General features: G+C 73.0%; 20 protein-coding genes. 10 read left to right on the top strand and 10 right to left on the bottom strand.

What is annotated here, in order from left to right; all coding sequences use genetic code 11:
• Positions 1-321 precede the first annotated feature (321 nt).
• The 5 genes from Q2K19_RS27190 (at position 322) to Q2K19_RS27170 (ending at position 5,201) form a co-directional block, all read left to right on the top strand.
• Positions 322-810 (top strand): hypothetical protein, encoded by a 489-nt coding sequence (locus Q2K19_RS27190; protein WP_302764965.1) that lies wholly within the window; start codon positions 322-324, stop codon positions 808-810.
• Positions 811-897: 87 nt separating this feature from the next.
• A complete protein-coding gene (locus Q2K19_RS27185) occupies positions 898-1,545 on the top strand; it encodes a class F sortase (RefSeq protein WP_302772766.1) in 648 nt (215 codons plus the stop codon).
• Positions 1,546-1,619: 74 nt separating this feature from the next.
• Entirely contained in the window at positions 1,620-2,732 is a 1,113-nt protein-coding gene (locus Q2K19_RS27180) for a magnesium and cobalt transport protein CorA (protein WP_302764964.1), read from the top strand.
• Positions 2,733-2,827: 95 nt separating this feature from the next.
• Positions 2,828-3,601, top strand: coding sequence for an SGNH/GDSL hydrolase family protein (locus Q2K19_RS27175; RefSeq protein ID WP_302772763.1), 774 nt, complete (start codon positions 2,828-2,830; stop codon positions 3,599-3,601).
• Between the two features lie 124 nt (positions 3,602-3,725).
• Positions 3,726-5,201 carry a PhoX family protein gene (locus Q2K19_RS27170; protein ID WP_302764963.1) on the top strand — a complete coding sequence of 492 codons (1,476 nt, stop codon included), beginning with the start codon at positions 3,726-3,728 and terminating at the stop codon, positions 5,199-5,201.
• Positions 5,202-5,285: 84 nt separating this feature from the next.
• Here Q2K19_RS27170 and Q2K19_RS27165 read toward each other — a convergent pair whose 3' ends face one another.
• Together Q2K19_RS27165 and Q2K19_RS27160 are read right to left on the bottom strand one after the other, a co-directional pair.
• On the bottom strand, positions 5,286-5,903 hold the full coding sequence (locus Q2K19_RS27165; RefSeq protein WP_302764962.1) for a mycothiol-dependent nitroreductase Rv2466c family protein: 618 nt from the start codon (positions 5,901-5,903) through the stop codon (positions 5,286-5,288).
• A gap of 109 nt (positions 5,904-6,012) precedes the next feature.
• Entirely contained in the window at positions 6,013-6,957 is a 945-nt protein-coding gene (locus Q2K19_RS27160; RefSeq protein ID WP_302764961.1) for a hypothetical protein, read from the bottom strand.
• Between the two features lie 229 nt (positions 6,958-7,186).
• On the opposite strand from Q2K19_RS27160, the gene Q2K19_RS27155 reads away from it, so the two are divergent.
• Both Q2K19_RS27155 and Q2K19_RS27150 read left to right on the top strand, forming a co-directional pair.
• A complete protein-coding gene (locus Q2K19_RS27155) occupies positions 7,187-7,657 on the top strand; it encodes a hypothetical protein (RefSeq protein ID WP_302764960.1) in 471 nt (156 codons plus the stop codon).
• 21 nt (positions 7,658-7,678) lie between these two features.
• Entirely contained in the window at positions 7,679-8,095 is a 417-nt protein-coding gene (locus tag Q2K19_RS27150; RefSeq protein ID WP_302764959.1) for a YchJ family protein, read from the top strand.
• Between the two features lie 16 nt (positions 8,096-8,111).
• On the opposite strand, the gene Q2K19_RS27145 is transcribed toward Q2K19_RS27150, so the two are convergent.
• The 8 genes from Q2K19_RS27145 to Q2K19_RS27110 all read right to left on the bottom strand — a co-directional run bounded on the left by Q2K19_RS27145 (position 8,112) and on the right by Q2K19_RS27110 (position 15,795).
• Positions 8,112-8,657, bottom strand: coding sequence for a gluconokinase (locus tag Q2K19_RS27145; RefSeq protein WP_302764958.1), 546 nt, complete (start codon positions 8,655-8,657; stop codon positions 8,112-8,114).
• Positions 8,647-9,876: a D-mannonate dehydratase ManD gene (gene manD, locus Q2K19_RS27140; RefSeq protein ID WP_302764957.1), complete on the bottom strand. Its 1,230-nt coding sequence runs from the start codon at positions 9,874-9,876 to the stop codon at positions 8,647-8,649. The genes Q2K19_RS27145 and manD overlap by 11 nt, the downstream gene beginning before the upstream one ends.
• Positions 9,877-9,904: 28 nt before the next feature.
• Entirely contained in the window at positions 9,905-10,858 is a 954-nt protein-coding gene (locus tag Q2K19_RS27135) for a sugar kinase (RefSeq protein ID WP_302764956.1), read from the bottom strand.
• Positions 10,859-10,889: 31 nt separating this feature from the next.
• Entirely contained in the window at positions 10,890-11,513 is a 624-nt protein-coding gene (locus tag Q2K19_RS27130; protein WP_302764955.1) for a bifunctional 4-hydroxy-2-oxoglutarate aldolase/2-dehydro-3-deoxy-phosphogluconate aldolase, read from the bottom strand.
• A 4-nt stretch (positions 11,514-11,517) separates the two neighbouring features.
• Entirely contained in the window at positions 11,518-12,666 is a 1,149-nt protein-coding gene (gene dgoD / locus Q2K19_RS27125; RefSeq protein ID WP_302764954.1) for a galactonate dehydratase, read from the bottom strand.
• A 5-nt stretch (positions 12,667-12,671) separates the two neighbouring features.
• Positions 12,672-13,487, bottom strand: coding sequence for a carbohydrate ABC transporter permease (locus Q2K19_RS27120; RefSeq protein WP_302764952.1), 816 nt, complete (start codon positions 13,485-13,487; stop codon positions 12,672-12,674).
• Positions 13,484-14,431, bottom strand: a complete 948-nt coding sequence (locus tag Q2K19_RS27115) for a carbohydrate ABC transporter permease (protein WP_302764950.1) — start codon at positions 14,429-14,431, stop codon at positions 13,484-13,486. Before Q2K19_RS27115 ends, Q2K19_RS27120 begins: the two co-directional genes overlap by 4 nt.
• 74 nt (positions 14,432-14,505) lie before the next feature.
• Positions 14,506-15,795, bottom strand: coding sequence for an ABC transporter substrate-binding protein (locus tag Q2K19_RS27110; RefSeq protein ID WP_302764949.1), 1,290 nt, complete (start codon positions 15,793-15,795; stop codon positions 14,506-14,508).
• 137 nt (positions 15,796-15,932) lie between these two features.
• Between Q2K19_RS27110 and Q2K19_RS27105 the strand changes: the two genes are divergently transcribed.
• The 3 genes from Q2K19_RS27105 (at position 15,933) to Q2K19_RS27095 (ending at position 18,011) form a co-directional block, all read left to right on the top strand.
• Positions 15,933-16,691 (top strand): FadR/GntR family transcriptional regulator, encoded by a 759-nt coding sequence (locus Q2K19_RS27105; RefSeq protein ID WP_302764947.1) that lies wholly within the window; start codon positions 15,933-15,935, stop codon positions 16,689-16,691.
• Between the two features lie 226 nt (positions 16,692-16,917).
• Positions 16,918-17,625 carry a hypothetical protein gene (locus Q2K19_RS27100; RefSeq protein WP_302764945.1) on the top strand — a complete coding sequence of 236 codons (708 nt, stop codon included), beginning with the start codon at positions 16,918-16,920 and terminating at the stop codon, positions 17,623-17,625.
• On the top strand, positions 17,622-18,011 hold the full coding sequence (locus Q2K19_RS27095) for a VOC family protein (RefSeq protein WP_302764944.1): 390 nt from the start codon (positions 17,622-17,624) through the stop codon (positions 18,009-18,011). The genes Q2K19_RS27100 and Q2K19_RS27095 overlap by 4 nt, the downstream gene beginning before the upstream one ends.
• Positions 18,012-18,016 lie beyond the last annotated feature (5 nt).

Here is an 18,016-nt window from a genome sequence, read left to right as displayed (position 1 = left end):
GCGGCAGGGTCGCGGACGTCGGCACGGTTGTGGGGCTTCGCGGCGTCAAGGGGCGGAACCGGACAGAGCCGCCGGCACGGCGGGGACCGGACGTTGCGCGCGGTTCGGGACGACGTCGTGGTACCGGATGCCCGCGCTGCCCGGGCATGTCCACACCTCTGCGCACCGACCGGGAACAGGTGACGGCAACGAAGATTTCTCAATTACGCCTAGTGACCATCCCAACCCTCCTAGTGTTGGCCACACCGGTGCTAGTCACGGAGTTGGCCACCCGAACGGCGTCCCACACAGTCAGCGGACGAAAAGTGAGGGAAGACGCGGATGAAGGCAACGACAGTAATCCGATCGGCGGCGGTCGGCGTGGGCCTCGGCGCCCTGCTGCTCCCGGCCGCCGCGCTCGCGGACACCACCGTCTCACCAGCCACCACCCCGGTCGGCGGCACGGTCGTCCTCACCACCACCGAATGCAATCCGAAGGACGGTGACGCGATCTTCCACGTCACCGGGCCCAACCGGGATGAGAACGTCCGGTCGACCACGGCCGCCGCGGGCGGCGGGCTGAGCGCCGAACTCTTCACCGCCGGGTTCACCCTCGGCACGTACACGGTCACCACCACCTGCGGCAACGGCAGCAACGGTGGCACCGCCACCTTCACCGTCACCCCGATCGGCGGCGCCCAGGCCGGCGCGGGTGGCCAGGACGGGGACACCGGGGTGCTGGTCGCGGGCGGCGCGCTGGCCGCCGCCGCGGTCGCGGGCGGGGCGTACGTGCTGGTGCGCCGACGGCGACGCGGCACCACCCTCGCCTGACGGCGGCGCCACACCATCCCTGAGCGGGGTGCCCGCACCGGGCCGACCGGTGCGGGCACCGCGTCCACGTCGGACGGAGGTGGAGACCTGTCGTCGCAGCACAACCCCGCGCGCCGGTCGCCGCGCACCCGCACGGTCGCGGCCGTCGCCGCGGTCATCCTGGCTGCCGCGGTCTCGGCCGGCCTGGTCGCCGCCGGTCTCGGCACCACCTCGGCGCGACCGCCACAGCCGGGGGCGTCGGTCGCGCCGACGGCCGAACGCTCCGGCTCGCCCGGGCCGGCGCTCCCCCGTTCCGAACCGACGCGGGTCACCATCCCCCGCATCGGCGTCGACGCCGACATCGTCCCGGTCGCCGACGAGAACGGCGTGCTGGAGGTGCCGCCGCTGGACCAGCCGGAGATCGCCGGCTGGTACCGGCGTGGCCCCACCCCGGGCGAGGCGGGCAACGCGGTGCTGGTGGGGCACGTCGACACGCAGGACGGCCCGGCCGTCTTCTTCGAGCTGGGCCGGCTCCGCCCGGGCGACACCGTCCAGGTCACCCGCGCCGACGGCCGGATCGCCACGTTCACCGTGGACGGCGTCGGGGCGTACCCGAAGGAGCGGTTCCCCACCGAGCGGGTGTACGGCGGCGGCGCGGAGGCCCGGCTCCGCCTGATCACCTGCGGCGGCCGGTTCGACCCGCGGACCGGAAGCTACCCGGACAACATCGTCGTCTTCGCCACCGCCACCCGCTGACGCGGGCCGGACACCGCCGACCCGGCCGGGCACCGTACGGTAGGCCGTCAGCGCCCGGCCGAAGGAGGTGCCCGGTGGACCGGTCGGCGGTACGGAGCGGGTGGCCCCGGCGCCTGCTCCCCACCCTGCTCGCCCGCCTGCGGGGGCGGCTGGACGGCGAGCCGGCGCCCACCCCGCGCCCGTCCAATCCAGACGCGGTGGTGGACTGCGCGGTCTACGTGGCCGGCCGGCGGGAGCCGGGCCGGCCGCACTACGCCGACGCGTACGCGCGGGCCCGCCGCAACCGGCGGTCGTTCGTCTGGCTGGGGCTGCACGAGCCGGGCGCGGCGGTGATGGCGGCGGTCGGGCGCACCTTCGGGTTGGACGAGCTGAGCGTGGCGCAGGCCCTCGCCGACGGGCACCGGCCGACCGTGCAGCGGCACGGCGAGGTGACGCTGCTGGTGCTGCGGACGGCGAGCTACGTCGAGCACGCCGAGCTGACCGACACCTCCGAGGTGGTCGACACCGGCGACGTGCTGGTCTTCCTCGGGGACCGGTTCGCCATCACCGTGCGGCACGGCGCCGCGGGTGCCCTCGCCCAGGTGCGGGAGGACATCCAGCGCCGGTCGGGGTTGCTGGCCGAGGGGCCGTGGGCGGTCGGGTACGCGGTCTGCGCCCGGATGGTCGACCTCTACCTGGAGGTCGCCGGGCATCTGGAGCGGGATCTGGAGCGGGTCGAGGAGAGCGTCTTCGCCCGCGACCGTAGCGCCGACATCCAGCACATCTACCAGCTCAAACGCGAAGTGGTGGAGTTCAAGCGGGCGGTGCTGCCGTTGCCGGCGCCGCTGCGGGCGTTGCTGGAGCAGCGGGCCGGTGGGCCACCGCCGGCGCTGCACCGCTGGTTCGTCGACGTGGAGGGACGGCTGACCCGGGCGGTGGACCGGGTCGGCGCGTACGACGACCTGCTCAACTCGATCCTGCAGTCCCGGCTGGCGCAGCTCGCCGTCGAGCAGAACAACGACATGCGCAAGATCGCCGCGTGGGCGGCGATCGCGGCCACCCAGACCGCGGTGGCCGGGATCTACGGCATGAACTTCGCCCACATGCCGGAGCTCGGCTGGCGGTACGGCTACGCGGGGGCGCTGCTGCTGATGGCCGCGGCCGCGGTGACCCTGCACCGGCTGTTCCGCCGGTCCGGCTGGCTGTAGGCCGGTAGCGGGCTGGTCGGGATCGGCTGAGCGGTTCGGCTCCGCCGTGTCCCGCGTCCGGGCGGTGGGGGGCGGCTCGTAGGCTGGCGGGCGTGATGTGGCGGCGGTACGTGGCGATCGGCGACAGCACCACGGAGGGGCTGGACGACCCGGACGGTGCCGGCGGCTACCGGGGCTGGGCGGACCGGTTCGCCCTGGCCGTGGCGCGGGCGCAGGGCGGCCTGGAGTACGCGAACCTGGCCATCCGAGGCCGGACCACCGGGCGGATCCGGGCCGAGCAGCTGCCGGCGGCCCTGGCGCTGGCCCCCGACCTGGCGACCGTGGTGGCCGGGATGAACGACGTGCTCCGGCCGTCGTTCGACCCCGACCAGGTGGCCGAGGACGTGGGTGCGATGCAGCGGGCCCTGGTCGGTCAGGGCGCCACCGTACTCACCTTCACCCTGCCCGACCCGGCACCGGTGATGCCGCTGGCCCGCCCGTTGCGCGGCCGGATGCTGGCGTTCAACGCGGCGGTGCGGGCGGTCAGCACCGAGACCGGGGCGACGCTGCTGGACCTCGGCGCGCACCCGGTCGCCTCGGACCCGCGACTGTGGAGCGACGACCGGCTGCACGCCAACTCCGCCGGCCACGAGCGGATCGCCGCCGCGCTCGCCTACACCGCCGGCCTGCCCGGGTACGACGACTCGTGGTCGCAGCCGCTGCCGCCGGCCACCCGGCGCCCGCCCCACGAGGTGGTCCGGGCCGAGCTGGCCTGGACCCGCCGGCACCTGCTGCCGTGGCTGGCGCGGCACCTGCGTGGGCGCTCCTCCGGCGACGGGCGGGTGGCGAAGCGCCCGGTGCCGCTGCCGGTCGAGCTGCCGCCGGCCTGAGCCACTTCGCCGGGCCGCCGACCTTGCCGGAAGGTTGCCATGCGGTGAACAGGTGACGAGGATCACTCGGAGGATCAGTCCCCGGTCTCGATGAACGGGGACCTGGCGACAAAGGAGTCCCCCGATGCCTGATCTCAACCGGCGTACCCTGCTGCGCGGCGCCGCCGCCGCGGCCGGCGGCGCCGTTCTCGGCGGCCCGTTCATCGGCTTCGTGGCGCGTGCCGAGGCCGGCGCGGTCGGCCGGCGTCCGGCACCCCACCCGACCCTCGGGCCGGTGCCGGACCTGCGGGACGGCAAGGTCCGCCTGCACCTGCCCGAGGGTTTCCAGTACCGCTCGTTCCACGACACCGAGTTCCCCGTGACGCTGGACGACGGCACGCGGCTGCCCGGCCGGCACGACGGGATGGGCGCCTTCCGGGGCCCCGACGGCACCGTCCGGCTGGTCCGCAATCACGAGGTGAACAACCCGGGCCCCGCCTTCGGCGACGCCGCCGCGGCGTACGACCCGATGGCGCAGGGCGGCACCACCACGGTCGAGGTCACCCGGTACGGCGAGGTCCGCCGCGCCTGGACCAGCCTCAACGGCACGATGATGAACTGCTCGGGCGGCCGGATGCCGTGGGGCAGCTGGATCACCTGCGAGGAGACGGTCAACGGGCCCGACGTCGGCCCGGACTTCACCGGCGCCTCCAACGTGCCACTCACCCAGCGGCACGGCTTCATCTACGAGGTGCCCGCCGACGGGCAGTCGGACCGGGCGCCGATCACCGCCGCCGGCCGGTTCGCGCACGAGTCGGTGGCGTACGACCCGCGCGGTGGGCACCTGTACCTCACCGAGGACAACTTCGGCTTCCCGTCCGGCTTCTACCGGTACACGCCGCCGGTGGACCCGACGAGGTCGGGCCGGCTGGCCGACGGGGGCCGGCTGCAGATGCTCGCGGTGCGCGGTCGCCCCAACCTGGACCTGGCGGCCGCGCAGCGGCCACACGCGACGTACCCGGTGCAGTGGGTGGACATCGACGACCCGGCGCCGCGGTTCCCGTACACCCCGGGCCAGGTGGCGCCGACGACGAACGACCAGGCGCTGACGCATGTCTCGCGGCAGGGCTGGGACCGGGGCGCCGCCTACTTCTCCCGGCTCGAGGGGTCGGCGTACGACGACGGCGTCGTCTACTTCACCGCCACCCAGGGTGGTGGCCCCGCCGAGTCGTCGACCGGACCGGTCGCCGACGGCTACGGCAACGGGCACGGCCAGGTGTGGGCGTACGACTGCCGGGCGCAGGTGCTGCGGTTGGTGTACGAGTCGCCCGGGCCGGATGTGCTGGACTTCCCGGACAACGTGACCACCAGCCCGCGCGGCACGCTGGTGGTCTGCGAGGACAACGTGGACGACAACTACGTACGCGGACTCACCCCGCGCGGCGAGTTGTTCGACATCGCGTTGAACCGGCTGGTCAGCAGCACCGGCGCGGACCGGTCCAACGACGAGTTCGCCGGCTCCACGTTCAGCCCGGACGGGCACACCCTGTTCGTCAACATCCAGGCGAGCCGGGGCATGTCGTTCGCGATCTGGGGTGACTGGTCCCGGATCGGGGTCTGAGACACCGGTCGCGGCGGGTGGGGCGCCCATCCGCCGCGACCGGGTCAGGCGGAGGTGTCCCCGTCACCGGGCCGCCGGCAGCGCTCAGCGTTCGATCGGCGGCCGCGTCCGGGCCCTCTTCAGCTCGAAGAACCCGTCGGTGCCGGCGACCAGCAGCACCCCGTCCCAGAGCCGGCCGGCGTCCTCGCCGCGCGGGATCGGCGCCACGACCGGCCCGAAGAACGCGTTCATCCGCCCAGCCGGATCGGTGACGTGGATGGTCGGCGTACCGAGGTCCTCCCCGACCGGGGTCAGCCCGGCGTGGTGGCTGGCCAGCAGGGCCGCGTCGTGGTCGGTGGTGTCGGCGGCGTCGGCCAGTTCGACGGGCAGCCCCAGCTCCGTCAGCGCGGCCACGTACAGCTCCCGGCTGATCGGGGCCCGCTCGTGGTGGATCCGCTCGCCCAGCGCGGTGTAGAGGTCGCGCAGCACCTCGGGGCCGTACTTCTGTTCGGCGGCCACGCACACCCGGACCGGGCCCAGGCCCGGCTTCAGCCACTCCCGGTACCACTCCTCCAAGCCCTCGCGCCCCTCGTTGAGCACGGACAGGCTCATCACGTGGAAGTGGACCCGCACCTCACGGACCCGCTCCACCTCGAGCAGCCAGCGGGAGGCGTTCCAGGCCCACGGGCAGCGCGGGTCGAACCACATGTCGGCGGTGGTCATCGTCGTCTCGGTCCCTTCGCGGGTTTCGGTTGCCGACTCGACGGTAGGACGGCATGCGGCCCATCAGGAGAGCCGATCCGTGCGCCGGTGATTGGGCCAATCGGCGACCTCAGGCCGGTTTCAGCAGCTCGCCGCGTTCCCTCTCCACGGCGGCGAGCCGAGCGCCCAGCTCGGCGGCGCGCGTTTCCAGCTGGCGACGCAGTCCGGCCACCTCGCCCAGCGCGTCCACGACCTCGCCGAGGGACCGCTCCACCCGCCGCAGCACGACGACGTCGGTGAGTAGGTTGTCCAGCCAGATGTCGGCGAACCGGGTCAGCTCGCCGGCCACCGGTCCGGGCGTGTCGGGGGTGGCCCCGGACAGGTCGGCCAGCTCGGTGCGGAGCGTCGCGAGGGCCCGGTCCGCGCGGGCCGACGCGTCGGCCGCCTCGTCGAGGATGTCGTGCTTGACCATGCTGGTGACCAGGCCGCCGCCCAGCGCGTCGTACGTCGACCACTCCGACGCGCGGCTCAGCAGCTCCCGCAGATGATGCAGGGCGGACTCCGCGTTCCGGGCGGCGCGTACCGCCTCGGTCAGCTCCCGATGCTCCGCCGTCAGCCGGCCGCGCCGCTCGGCCAGTTCCAGCAGGCGCGGTCGCCGCGGGTCGTCGGAGCCGGCGAGCAGGCGCTCCCGTTCGTCGAGCAGCGCCGCGTACTCCCCCGGCGCGGTGGCGAGTCGACGCCGCCTCGCCTGGGTCCGCGCCGACTCGTCCCGCAGCGCCGCGAGCAGCCGCTCGGCCTCGGCGAGCCGCAGCCGGGCGGCGTCCACCTCGGCACGTTCCCGCGCCAGCGCGTCGTCGCGTACGCCGCGCAGCGCGGCGACCACCCGGCTCAGGGTGAGCCCTTCGAGGCGGTCGACGTCGGCCTGCTCGGCGTCGAGCCGCTCGCGCAGGACCCCGACGGCGGCCCGCGCCGCCATCATCCGCCCGGACAGCTCCCGCAACCGCTGTCCGGCCAGGTCGTGTTCCCGGATCGCCGCGGCGGCCGCCGCGAGCCGCTCGCCGATGTCGTCGCCCATGTCGTCGATTGCACTACCGGTCCGCAACAACCTCCGGCCGGCGGTCCCCGGCGGGTTTGACCACCGGCGCGGCGGGAAGACACGCGCGCCGCGCGGGCCGAATCGGCCCGACGTCGCCGGACCACGCCCACGGCCGTTCCGGCCGCGGCGGACGCGAGGAGGAGCGATGGCCCAGGCGGCCACGAGACCGAGAAGCGCCAGGAAAGCCACCGGGGCCCGGAAGGCCCCGATGCCGAACAAGACCGCGGCGAAGAAGGTCGCGACCGCCACCAGGCGGGCGACCGCGGCGACGGCCGCCAAGACCCCGGGCGAGAAGCCGACCCCGACCACCGCGCGGGTCGCCAAGAAGACGGACACCGCGGCCACCACCGCCACGCCCACCCGCCGGCCGACCGCCAAGGCGGCGGCCGCGAAGAAGGCCCCGGCCACCAAGGCCGCCGCGAAGAAGGCCCCCGCCACCAAGGCGACCGCGAAGAAGGCCCCCGCCAAGAAGGCCACGGCGAAGAAGGCGCCGACGAAGAAGGGTACGGCCAGGAAGACCACCGCCAAGCAGGCCGCGGCCACCGCCAAGGCTCGCACCATCGCCGCGACCCGGACGCCGGCGAAGAAGGCGACGACGATGGAGTCGTCCGGCCGGCGGAACACCGCCCGCCGACCCAGCCGCGGGCCGATTCGCGGAGCCGCCCGCTCACCCCGCTGAACGTTCGACGAGAATGGCCGGGTGGCGAAACGTGGTGCCCGCCGGAGCGCGGCCGAGGAGACCCAGCCCTGCCCCTGCGGCAGCGGCCTGCCGTACGCGGACTGCTGCGGCCCGGTCCACCGGGGCGGGTCGACCGCGGCGACCGCCGAGGCGCTGATGCGCTCCCGGTACAGCGCCTTCGCCGTCGGGGACGCCGACTACCTGCTGCGCAGCTGGCACTCCCGCACCCGGCCGGCGCGGCTGCGGCTGGACCCGGGCACCCGGTGGACCCGCCTGGAGATCCTCGACACCGATCGGGGCGGCCTGTTCGACACCGCCGGCACGGTCGCGTTCCGCGCCCACTACCGGGAGGCCGGCCGCCCCGGCGCAGTGGAGGAGCAGAGCCGCTTCGTCCGGGAGGGCGGCCGCTGGGTCTACCTGGACGCCCTCCCCGACTGACGGCCGGACCCGGCGGTCAGCGCCCGCCGACCGCCGCGCGCAGCGGCAGGTCGAGCCGGCTGATCGCCGCCGCGACGAGGTCGGCCGGCGACGCCGCCACCTCCAGCACCACCCCGGCCTCGTCCGGGTCGAGGTGTTCCAGGATGGCCCGCTGGGAGTCGAACAGGCTCGCCGGCATGTAGTGCCCGACCCGCTGGCGCAACCGGTCCTGGATCAGCTCCGCCGCCCCGTCCAGGTGCAGGAACTCCACCTCCGGCGGCCCCTGCCGCAGCACGTCCCGGTAGGAGCGCTTCAGGGCCGAGCAGGTCAGGATCGTGGAGACCCCTTCGGCGTGCCGGTCGGCCATCCAGCCGGCCAGGGCGCGCAGCCAGGGCCAGCGCTGCGCGTCGTCCAGCGGGATACCGGCCCGCATCTGCGCCACGTTGGCCGCCGAGTGGAACTCGTCCGCCTCGGCGAAGCGCAGGCCGGTCAGCTCACTGATGCCCCGGGCCACGGTCGTCTTGCCCGCCCCGGACACGCCCATCACCACGATGTGCCGGGTGGGTCGCCGCTCACCAGTCATGGACGGTGCCGTCCTGGAGCCGGTTGAACGGCAGGTACGCCGGCTGGTACGGGAACCGGGCGGCAGCCTCCTCGTCGAGCTCCACGCCGAGGCCGGGCTGCTCGCCCGGGTGCAGGTAGCCGTCGGTGAAGGTGAAGGACTGCCGGAACACCTCGTTGGTGAGCGGGCCGTGCTGCATGTACTCCTGGATGCCGAAGTTGTGGATGGCCAGGTCCAGGTGCAGCGCGGCGGCCATGCCGACCGGCGAGATGTCGGTCGGCCCGTGGATGCCGGACTTGATCTGGTACTGCGCGGCGAAGTCGAGCAGCTTCCGCATGGCCGTGATGCCCCCGGTGTGGGTGACGGCAGACCGGACGTAGTCGATGAGCTGTTCCCGGATCAGCGTCTGGTAGTCCCACACGGTGTTGAAGACCTCGCCGATGGCCAGCGGGGTGGTGGTGTGCTGGCGGACCAGCCGCAGCGCCTCCTGGTTCTCCGCCGGGGTGCAGTCCTCCAGCCAGAACAGGTCGTACGGTTCGAGGGCCTTGCCGAGCTTGGCGGCCTGGATCGGGGTCATCCGGTGGTGCCCGTCGTGCAGCAGCGGCAGCTCCGGGCCGAACTCGTTGCGCACCGCCTCGAAGACGCCGGGCAGGTGGCGCAGGTACGCCCGGGTGTCCCAGTCCTCCTCGGCGGGCAGCGGGGTGCGCTGGGCCGGCTCGTAGTCGTAGCGCTTGCCGTCGACGCTGGGCTGGGCGGCCACGCCGTAGACGGCGTTGATGCCCGGCACCGACGTCTGCACCCGGATGGACCGGAAGCCCAGCTCCAGGTGCCGCCGGATCGAGTCGAACAGCTCCGGCAGATCCCGCCCCGAGGCGTGCCCGTACGCCATGATCCCGGTCCGGGACGCCCCGCCGAGGAGCTGGTAGAGCGGCATCCCGGCGGCCTTGGCCTTGATGTCCCAGAGCGCCACGTCGACGGCGGCGATGGCGGCCATGGTGACCGGTCCGCGTCGCCAGTACGCCGAGCGGTAGAGGAACTGCCAGGTGTCCTCGATGCGGTGCGGGTCCCGCCCGATCAGCAGGGGGACGACGTGGTCGGCCAGGTACGAGGCGACGCTCAGCTCCCGCCCGTTGAGGGTGCCGTCCCCCAGCCCGCTGATCCCCTCGTCAGTGGTGATCTTGAGGGTGACGAAGTTGCGGTCGGGGCTGGAGACGATGACGTCCGCTGAGACGATCTTCACGCGGGGTGCCTTTCTCACGGGGTGGTGGTCAGCGAAGGGTGCTGCCGGGTTGCAGCCCGTCCAGGAGGGACAGCTCGTCGCGGCGCGGGAGGGGCTCCCAGTCGCCGTGGCCGGCGACGGCGAACGCGCCGAGGGTGACCGCGCGGCGCAGCCGTCCGGCGAGGTCGAGGCCGTCCAGGTGGCCGGAGAGGTAGCCGGCGGTGAAGGCGTCCCCCGCGCCGACGGTGTCGACCGCCGTCACGGGCAGCGCCGCCGCGTGCCGGCGGCCGTCCCGGGTGTACGCGCGGGCGCCGTCGCCGCCGAGCTTCACCAGCACGGTCGACACGCCCCGGTCCAACAGCCCGGCGACCAGGGCCGGCTCGTCCGCGCCGGGCTCGCCGACCAGGTCCAGCTCGTCGGCGGAGGCGACGACGACCGAGGCGTGGCCGGCGAGCGGGGCGAGCACCGCCCGGGCGGCGTCCCGGCTCCACAGCTTCGCCCGGTGGTTGACGTCGAGGCAGACCAGCGCGCCGGCCCGGGCGGCGGTCTCGGCCGCCCATCGGGTGGCCTCCCGGGCGTCGTCGGAGAGCGCCGGCGTGATCCCGGTCAGGTGCAGCACCCGGGTGCCGGCGTCGAGCGCGGGGCGCAGGTCGTCGATGGTGAGCGCGGACCCGGCGGAGCCTTCCCGCCGGTAGATCACCCGGGTCAGGTCGGCGGTGCGCCGCTCCAGGAACATCAGCCCGGCGGGACGCAGCGGGTCGCGGGTCACGTGGGCCACGTCCACGCCCTCGGCGCGCAACTGCCGCAGCAGCATCCCGCCGAGCTCGTCGTCGCTGACCCGGCCGGCGAAGGCGGCGCGGTGGCCGAGCCGGGCCACCCCGATCGCCACATTGGACTCCGCGCCGGCCAGGTGCGGGGTGAGCGCGCCGCCGGCCGCCAGGGGCCCGGTGGAGCGCAGCGAGACCAGGGCCTCGCCGAAGGTGAGCAGGTCGACGCCGGTCATGTGGCGGCGGCCAGGTCGGTGCGGGCTGCGGTCATGAGACGGCGGCGAGGTAGGAGCGGGCGCGCTCGCGCAGGGCATCGAGGTCACCGCCGGAGGCGGCGTCGCCGACCAGCGGGCCGCCGACGCCGACGGCGATCGCGCCGGCGGCGAGGTAGCCGGGCAGCTCGGCCAGGCCCACCCCGCCGACCGCGACGAACGGGATGTCCGGCAGCGGGTCGCGCAGCGCCTTCAGGTACGCGGGTCCGCCCACCGAGGCCGGGAAGAGCTTCACCACCGAGGCGCCCTGCTGGATCGCCGTGTACGCCTCGGTCGGGGTGAACGCCCCGGCGGCCACCGGCAGTCCCCGGCGGGCCGCCTCGCCGATGGAGTCGACGACGGCCGGGGTGACGACGAACTGGGCACCGGCCGCGGCCACGTCGGCCACCGCGGCCGGGGTGAGCACGGTGCCCGCCCCGACCAGCGAGCCGGCCGGGGCGGCGGCCCGGATCGCGGCGATGGCGTCGAGCGCGCCGGGCGTGGTCAGCGCCACCTCGACCACGCGTACGCCCTCGGCGAGCAGGGCGGTGCCGGTGGCGATGGCGGCGGCGGTGTCGGTGCCGCGGATGACCGCGAGCAGGCGGGTGTCGGTGAGTTCGGCGGTGAGGTCGAGGGTCATCGGGTCACCATTCCGCGTAGGAGCCGTCGGGGTGCCGGAACATGGGGCTGCGCCAGGCGTGGCCGCGCTGGTCGGCCGCCCGGACCGCCTTCTCGTCGATCTCGATGCCGAGGCCGGGCGCGGTGAGCCGTTCGACGTGCCCGTCCACGAAGGCCAGCGGCTCCTTGTCGAGGCAGTAGTCGAGCACCTCGGCGCCGAGGTTGTAGTGGATGCCGATGCTCTGCTCCTGGATCAGGTAGTTCGGCGTGGCGAAGCCGACCTGGAGGCAGGCCGCGAGGGCGATCGGGCCGAGCGGGCAGTGCGGGGCGAGCTGGACGTCGTAGACCTCGGCCAGGGCGGCGATCTTGCGGACCTCGGTGATGCCGCCGGCGTGCGAGAGGTCCGGCTGGGCGACCGCGATGCCGGCCTGGAACACCGGCAGGAACTCCTGCCGGCTGTACAGCCGCTCGCCGGTGGAGACCGGGGTGGTGGTCGACCGGACGAAGTCGCCGATCAGGTGGGAGTTCTCCGGGACGACCGGCTCCTCCAGGAAGAGCGGCCGGTACGGCTCCAGCAGCGGCGCCACCCGCCGGGCGTTGGCCAGGGTGAACCGGCCGTGGAAGTCCACCGCCACGTCCCGGTGCTCGCCGAGCACCTCGCGGGCGGCGGCCACCCGGGCCACCACGCCGTCCAGCTCGGCCACCGAGGCGATCGGGCTCATCCGGCCGGAGGCGTTCATCTTGACCGCGGTGAGGCCCGCCTCGACCTGGGCGGCGATGTGGTCGCGGACCTCGCTCGGCTCGTCGCCGCCGACCCAGCCGTACACCCGGATGCGGTCCCGGACCGGGCCCCCGAGCAGCTGGTGGACCGGGGCACCGTAGTGCTTGCCGGCGATGTCCCACAGCGCCTGGTCGAGGCCGGCCACGGCGCTGGCCAGGATCGGCCCGCCCCGGTAGAACGACCCCTTGGTCAGCACCTGCCAGTGGTCCTCGATGCGCAGCGCGTCGCGGCCGATCAGCAGCTCGGCGAGCTGCTCGACGGCGGCGCGGACGGTCTCGGAGCGGCCCTCGCAGGTGGCCTCGCCCCAGCCGACGATGCCGGACTCGGTCTCCACCCGGACGAAGAGCCAGCGGGGGGCGACGAGGAAGGTCTCGATGCGCGCGATGGTCGTCATGCCGCTCAGCCCTTCGTCGCGCCGGCGGTGAGGCCGGAGACCACGTACTTCTGCACGAACAGGGCGATCACCATGATCGGCAGGGTGACCACGGTGGCCGCGGCCATCAGGCCGCCCCAGTCGATGCTGGCGTAGCCGACGAAGTCGAAGATCGCGACGGGCAGGGTCTTGGTGTCCGCGCCGGAGAGCACCAGGGCGAACATGAAGTTGTTCCAGGAGAAGATGAAGGACAGGATGCCGGCCGTGGCGATGCCCGGCACGGACAGCGGCAGGGTGATCCGGCGGAACGCGCCGACGTGGGTCAGCCCGTCGACCAGCGCCGCCTCTTCCAGCTCCTCCGGCAGGCCGTCGAAGAAGCCCATCATGATGTAGACGATCAGCGGCAGCGAGACGAACATGTGGCTGAGGATCAGCACGGTGAAGCCGCCGACGAGCTGCAGGTTGGAGAAGACGTAGTACCAGGGCACCAGCAGAGAGACGCCGGGGATGACCCGGGCCATCAGCACCACCAAGGCCGACTTCTTCATGTTGAACCGGCTCATCGAGTACGCGGCCGGCACGCCGAGGATCAGCGACAGCACGGTGGCGGCGAACGCCACCCAGAGGCTGTTGCCGATGAACTGGACGTAGTGCGACTGCTGGAGGACCTTGGCGTAGTTGTCCAGGGTGGGCGAGAAGATCAGCGCCTTGCCGGTGTCGTAGATGTCGACGTTGGTCTTGAAGGACGCGGCGATCATCCAGAGCAGCGGCGCCACCAGCGACAGCACCACCAGGACGAGCGCCACCACCCGGAACACCCGGTACGCGGGACTGGCCTTCATCGCTTGACCCCCTTGCGCCGCGCGGTCAGGGCCCACATCGACCCGATGATGATCAGGAAGAAGAGGATGAGGACGGTGGAGGAGACGCCGTACTCGTTGTAGTCGAAGCTCAGCCCGTAGGCGTACACGTTCAGGGTCTCCACCTCGTGGAAGGAACCGCCGCCCTTGCCCTTGGTGGCGTAGAGGATGTCGAAGGTCTTCAGCGCGTCGATGCCGCGCAGCAGGATCGCCACGATGACCGTGGGCATCAGCAGCGGCAGGGTGACGTGCCGGAACCGCTGCCAGGTGCTGGCGCCGTCGATCCGCGCCGCCTCCTGGGGTTCCTCGGACAGCGAGGTCAGCCCGGCGAGCAGGATCAGCACCACCATCGGCGTCCACTGCCACACGTCGATGAAGATCGTGGTGGGCAGGGCGGAGTGCTGGCCGGCGAGCCAGGGCTGCGGGCCGATGCCGACCCAGCCGAGCACCTGGTTGGCCAGGCCGATGTTCGGGTCGAAGATGAGCCGCCACATCATGCCCACCGCGACCGGGGTGGCGACCAACGGCATGAGGATGGCTACCCGGACCCACTTCTGGCCCTTGAACGGCCGCCACAGCAGCAGCGCGATGGCCATGCCGAGGACCACCTCGAACAGCAGCGCGACGAGGGTGAAGCTGGCGGTACGGCCGACCGCCGGCCAGAACCGGTCGGTGTCCGACAGCACGTCGAGGTAGTTCTGGAAGCCCACGAACTCGCTCTCGGCGCGGACGGACCCCTCGGCGTCGGTGAGGCTGAGCCAGCCGGTCCAGCCCAGCGGGATCACGATCAAGGCGGCGACGAAAGCCATCGCGGGCGTGGCGAACAGCCACTTGCGGTGGTCGTTGGCCCAACGCGCCCAGCCGGGCGTGTCGGGCATGACGCCGGCGCCGCCGGGCGCGCGGCTGGGGGTGGTGACGGTTGCCATGAGATCTCCGGGGTGGGCGGACCGACATGGGTACGCGGGTGGTGGGGCGAACTGCCCCACCACCCGCGCGCGTGTTACTTGGCCTCGTCGTCCAGGAACTTCTGGAAGGCGTCGTTGGCGGTGTCGGCCGCGGCCGCCGGGTCCTTGCCGGTGATCGCGTCGACGATCGGCTGGCCGACGAGCTCGCGGGCCTGGCCGACCTTCACGACCACGGGCCGGTCATGGGCGACGCCGTCCTTGGTGCTCGCGTTGATGGCCTCGACCAGGTCCTTCGGGTAGTTCGCGGTGCCCTCCGGGTTGGCCCAGACCGAGGTACGGGCGCTCGGCACACCAGCCTTCTGCTGAGCGAGGGTCTGCTCCTTGCCGGTGGCCCACTCGATGAACTTCCAGGCGTTGCTCTTGTTCTTCGAGGCGTCGTTGACGCCCAGCGCCCACGAGGGGATGTTGTACGGCTTGGAGCCGGCCGGGCCGGCCGGGAACGGCGCGAAGCCGACGGTGTCGGACACCTTGGACTTGGCCGGGTCGGTGGCGTTCTTGTAGAGCGAGTTGGCCTCGGTGTAGAAGGCGGCCTTGCCCTGGGTGAAGATGGCCATCGCCTCGGGCCAGCTCATGTCGGTGCTGACGTTGGCCGGGCCGGAGTCCTTGATCAGCCCGCCGTAGAAGGCGTACGCCTGCTTGGCGGCGTCGCTGTTGACGGTCGCCTTGCCGCTGCCGTCGACGAAGTCACCGCCGAAGCTGTAGAGGAAGCTGGAGAACTGGGTGACCGCCGGCGACTTGCCGGTCCGGGCGACGAAGCCCGCGGTGCCCGGGACGCTGGCCTTGATCTTCGCGGCGGCGGTCTTGAGCTCGTCGAGGGTCTTCGGCGGGGCGCTCAGGCCGGCCTTGGCGAGCAGGTCCTTGCGGTAGTACAGGACCTCCTGCTCGGTGATGATCGGGACGCCCACCGGCTTGCCCTCGTAGGTGGTGGCCTCGACCGGGCCGGACTGGAAGTCGGAGAAGTCCCAGTCCTTGCTGGACTTGACCTGGTCGGACAGGTCGGCCAGGTACTTGTTCTTGGCGAAGAGCTTCCCCTCCTGGAGGGGCCGGTACATCATCACGTCGAGGTCGGACGAGCCGGCGTTGAGCTTGACGTTGTACTGGTCGGAGAGCTGGTCCTCGCCGAGCTGGGTGATCTCGACCTTGAGCCCGGTCTGCTTCTCGAACTCGGGCAGAGCCTTCTTGATGTTCTCGGTCCACACGTGGTTCGCCAGGGTCACGTGGACGGTCTTGGACGCGCCGCTGTCGTCGCCACCGCCGCCGCAGGCGGCCAGGCCCATGGCGACCACCGCGGCCAGAGACGTACCGATTATCGATCGACGTCGCACGTCATCTCTCCTTTTCTCGTGGTCGCCGCCCCGGGGGAAGAGCGCCACAACGCTGTAACGTCCGCTTAACGACGGGATGCTAGGCCGAAAAAGCGGATTTATTCAAGGGCTGATCTCCAACTGATATGATCCAGCGCGTGGATCAGTCCTCCCCGGGGGTCGCACCCGCCCAGTCCGGCCCCGCCGAGGCGGGGCTGCACGCCCGCGTCCTCGACCACCTCGGCACCGCCATCTGCGGCGGCGAACTTGCCGCCGGCTCGGTGCTCAACATCGACGAGCTGGTCGAGCGGTACGCCGTCTCCCGGTCGGTGATCCGCGAGGTCCTGCGGGTGCTCGCGTCGATGGGCTTCATCGAGACCCGCCGCCGGGTCGGCGTGCTGATCCGGCCCGCCGAGGCGTGGAACGTCTTCGATCCGCAGGTGATCCGCTGGCGGCTCGCCTCCGCCGGGCGGATGGCGCAGCTGCGCTCGATCACCGAGCTGCGGACCGCGATCGAGCCGCACGCCGCCTGGCTGGCGGCGAGCCGGATCTCCCCCGACGAGGCCAGCGACCTGGTCGGCATCGCCGCGAAGATGTGGGCCGCCGGCGAGGCCGGCGACGAGGAGCGGTTCCTCCGGTTGGACATCGACTTTCACCGGCGGGTCCTCGTCGCCTCCGGCAACGAGATGTTCGTGAAGCTGCAGGAACTGGTCGCCGAGGTGCTCACCGGCCGGCACCACTACCACCTGATGCCGCACCACCCCGACCAGCAGGCGTTGCAGCTGCACGCCGAGGTGGCCCAGGCGCTCCAGCACCGCGACGGGGAGCGGGCCCGCCGGGCCATGGTGCAGATCATGGAGCAGGCCTTCGACGAGATGAAGTCGATGTGGGAGCAGGCGGCCGAGCCCGGCCGGTGAGCTGACCTCCCCCACCCCGGGCGGCGGATGGCGTAGGCTGGCCACGGCGCAGTCCTGCGCCTCACCTCCAGCCCGGTGCTCACGCCACCGGCCCCGCGGAGGCAAAGGGGGCCCCGAGCCCTCGGGACGCGGTGCCAACTGGCCCACCGACACACGCCACATGCCCACGGCGGGGTCGACGGGAGCGTGAGTCCCCTGCGACCGCGCCGTCGACAGGGAGCATGTGATGACGAGTCAGAAGTCGTTCAAGTCCCGGGTCCGCGCCCGGATGGCCAGGACCGGCGAGAGCTACACGACCGCCCGCCGGCACCTGCTCACCAGGACCACGCCGGCCGCCCCGACCACCGCCACCACGGACGCCGCGCGCAGCCGCAGCCAGCTGGACCGGGTCTCCGCCGCGCTGCTGCGCGAGCGCACCGGAGACGACTGGGACGCCTGGTTCGCCCGGCTCGACGCGTGGGGCGCGGTCGAACGGACCCACACCGAGATCGCCCACTGGCTGGTCACCGTGCACGAGGTGCCGGGCTGGTGGGCGCAGACCATCACCGTCGGGTACGAGCAGGCCCGCGGCCTGCGCGCCCCCGGCCAGCGCCGGGGTGGTGGTTTCGAGACCTCCGGGAGCCGGACGGTGGCCGTACCGGTGGCGGTGCTCTTCGACGCGTTCGCCGACGAGACGCTGCGCCGCCGGTGGCTGCCCGAGGTGGACCTGCGGGTTCGGACGGCGACCGCACCGAAGACCTTCCGGGCGGACTGGGCCGGCGGGCCGACCCGGATCGCCGTCGGCTTCACCCCGCTGGGCGAGGCCAAGGCCCGGGTGGCCGTCCTGCACGAGAAGCTGACCGACGCCGAGGAGGCCGAGCGGTTGAAGACGTACTGGCGGGACCGGCTCGCCGCCCTGAAGCAGGTGCTGGAGTCGACGGAGGCGGTCCGATGAGCGTCGCCACCTTCGTCAACCTGCCGGTACGCGACCTCGACCGGGCGATCGAGTTCTTCACCGCGCTGGGGTTCACCGCCGGTCCCCTTCAGCCGGGCGGCGACAGCGCCCAACTCACCCTCGGCGGGACCACCCACCTCATCCTGCACACGCCGGTGGCCTTCGCCGCGTTCGCCGGGGCCGAGGTCTGCGACACCTCGACCAGCCGGGAGGTGATCGTCGGCCTGGGCGTCGACCGGCGGGAGCGGGTGGACGACCTGGTCGACCTGGCGGTCGTCGCGGGCGGCACGTCGCTGGGCCCGGGGCAGGACCTCGGCTTCATGTACATGCGCGGGTTCCGGGACCTCGACGGCCACCAGTGGTCGTTCGTGCATCTGCCCGGCTGAGCCGG

Origin of the sequence: Micromonospora sp. NBRC 110009, from assembly GCF_030518795.1 — a bacterium.
Lineage (GTDB): Bacteria > Actinomycetota > Actinomycetes > Mycobacteriales > Micromonosporaceae > Micromonospora.
This window is presented reverse-complemented; position numbering and strand designations above follow the sequence as displayed.

Coding starts and splice junctions, on each gene's coding strand:
- Q2K19_RS27155 (WP_302764960.1), top strand. CDS start 7,187: ATGCCGAACAAGACCGCGGCGAAGAAGGTCGCGACCGCCACCAGGCGG.
- dgoD (WP_302764954.1), bottom strand. CDS start 12,666: ATGACGACCATCGCGCGCATCGAGACCTTCCTCGTCGCCCCCCGCTGG.
- Q2K19_RS27170 (WP_302764963.1), top strand. CDS start 3,726: ATGCCTGATCTCAACCGGCGTACCCTGCTGCGCGGCGCCGCCGCCGCG.
- Q2K19_RS27190 (WP_302764965.1), top strand. CDS start 322: ATGAAGGCAACGACAGTAATCCGATCGGCGGCGGTCGGCGTGGGCCTC.
- Q2K19_RS27160 (WP_302764961.1), bottom strand. CDS start 6,957: ATGGGCGACGACATCGGCGAGCGGCTCGCGGCGGCCGCCGCGGCGATC.
- Q2K19_RS27135 (WP_302764956.1), bottom strand. CDS start 10,858: ATGACCGGCGTCGACCTGCTCACCTTCGGCGAGGCCCTGGTCTCGCTG.
- Q2K19_RS27145 (WP_302764958.1), bottom strand. CDS start 8,657: ATGACTGGTGAGCGGCGACCCACCCGGCACATCGTGGTGATGGGCGTG.
- Q2K19_RS27095 (WP_302764944.1), top strand. CDS start 17,622: ATGAGCGTCGCCACCTTCGTCAACCTGCCGGTACGCGACCTCGACCGG.
- Q2K19_RS27175 (WP_302772763.1), top strand. CDS start 2,828: ATGTGGCGGCGGTACGTGGCGATCGGCGACAGCACCACGGAGGGGCTG.
- Q2K19_RS27115 (WP_302764950.1), bottom strand. CDS start 14,431: ATGGCAACCGTCACCACCCCCAGCCGCGCGCCCGGCGGCGCCGGCGTC.
- Q2K19_RS27100 (WP_302764945.1), top strand. CDS start 16,918: ATGACGAGTCAGAAGTCGTTCAAGTCCCGGGTCCGCGCCCGGATGGCC.
- Q2K19_RS27120 (WP_302764952.1), bottom strand. CDS start 13,487: ATGAAGGCCAGTCCCGCGTACCGGGTGTTCCGGGTGGTGGCGCTCGTC.
- Q2K19_RS27130 (WP_302764955.1), bottom strand. CDS start 11,513: ATGACCCTCGACCTCACCGCCGAACTCACCGACACCCGCCTGCTCGCG.
- Q2K19_RS27165 (WP_302764962.1), bottom strand. CDS start 5,903: ATGACCACCGCCGACATGTGGTTCGACCCGCGCTGCCCGTGGGCCTGG.